The organism is Nitratidesulfovibrio liaohensis, from assembly GCF_011682075.1.
Lineage (GTDB): Bacteria > Desulfobacterota > Desulfovibrionia > Desulfovibrionales > Desulfovibrionaceae > Cupidesulfovibrio > Cupidesulfovibrio liaohensis.
In genome coordinates this window covers 1-1,133 of sequence record NZ_VSMK01000608.1, presented here as the reverse complement: position 1 = coordinate 1,133, position 1,133 = coordinate 1, and the positions used below count along the sequence as shown (strand labels likewise).

Genomic DNA, 1,133 nt, shown 5'->3' with positions numbered 1-1,133 from the left:
AGCAGCGCGCCCGAAGCGGCAGGCAGGCCCGGCGTGGTGCCGGGCCCGTTGCCGTCGGCCAGCCACGCCTGCACGGACGGATGTTGCCAGCCCCATCAGGCTCACCAGGCCCATCAGGCAGGCCCCGTTGGCCAGGCAGGGCATGACCATGGCGGCCATGGCCATGACGGCTGCTGCGGTTGCGCCCATGCCACTGCCTCCGCTTTGGCCTCCGCCTCTGTCCCGGCGCATGCGCCTGCCATGGCCCCCCGCCCCGCGCAGATTCCGGCCCTGGCCGGATGCTCGTGCTGCGGCAGCGCGTGCGCCGTCCCCGTCCCTGTCGACGCGCCTTCCGGCCTGCTGGCCCTGCTGCCGTCCGGCCTGACCGCGTTGTGGCAGCGCCAGTCCTCGCTGCTGCTGTGCATCCTGAGCGGCATCGCCCTTGTGGCGGGCATCGGCGTGGAATGGGCGCGCACCGGTTCCTTGCTGGAGGTGTTCGCGGAGTCGGGTGTGCCCCATGCGGCCACGCTGGCCCTGTGGCTGGCGGCGGCGGTGGCGGGTGCCTGGCGGGTGCTGCCGCGCGCGCTGCACTCGGTGCGCAGCCTGCGCCCCGACATGAACCTGCTGATGGTCACGGCGGTCATCGGCGCGGCGGCCATCGGCCAGTTCTTCGAGGGTGCCTCGGTGGCGTTCCTGTTCGCCGTGGCCAACCAACTGGAATCATGGAGTGTGGACCGGGCGCGCTCGGCCATTGCTGCGCTGCTGGACATTTCGCCCTCGCGGGCCTTGCTGCTTTCATTGCCAGGTGGCCTGCCTGGCGCCCCCGTGGAGACCGCCGTGGAAAACGTGCCCGTGGGTTCGCGCATTCTCATCCGCGCGGGCGACCGCGTGCCTCTGGACGGCACGGTGGCGGCGGGCAGCTCGGACATCGACCAGTCGCCCATCACCGGCGAATCCATGCCCGTGCCCAAACGGGTGGGCGAGCCGGTCTACGCGGGCACCATCAACGGCGGCGGCGTGCTGGAGGTGCTGACCACCCGCGCCGCGTCGGACACCACGCTTGCGCGCATCCTGCACATGGTCGAGGCGGCCCAGTCGCGCCGCGCCCGCGCCGTGCAGTGGGTGGACCGCTTCGCCGCCGTGTACACCCCGGC

Annotated in this window: 2 protein-coding genes; one reads left to right on the top strand and one right to left on the bottom strand. The window is 72.6% G+C overall.

The features are described 5' to 3' along the window. On the bottom strand, positions 1–189 hold a 189-nt coding region (locus tag FVW27_RS21015), incomplete at its 3' end, for a hypothetical protein (RefSeq protein ID WP_243838528.1). A gap of 51 nt (positions 190–240) precedes the next feature. On the opposite strand from FVW27_RS21015, the gene FVW27_RS16615 reads away from it, so the two are divergent. Next, positions 241–1,133: P-type ATPase actuator domain-containing protein (locus FVW27_RS16615; protein WP_481850171.1), on the top strand; the 893-nt coding region annotated here is incomplete at its 3' end.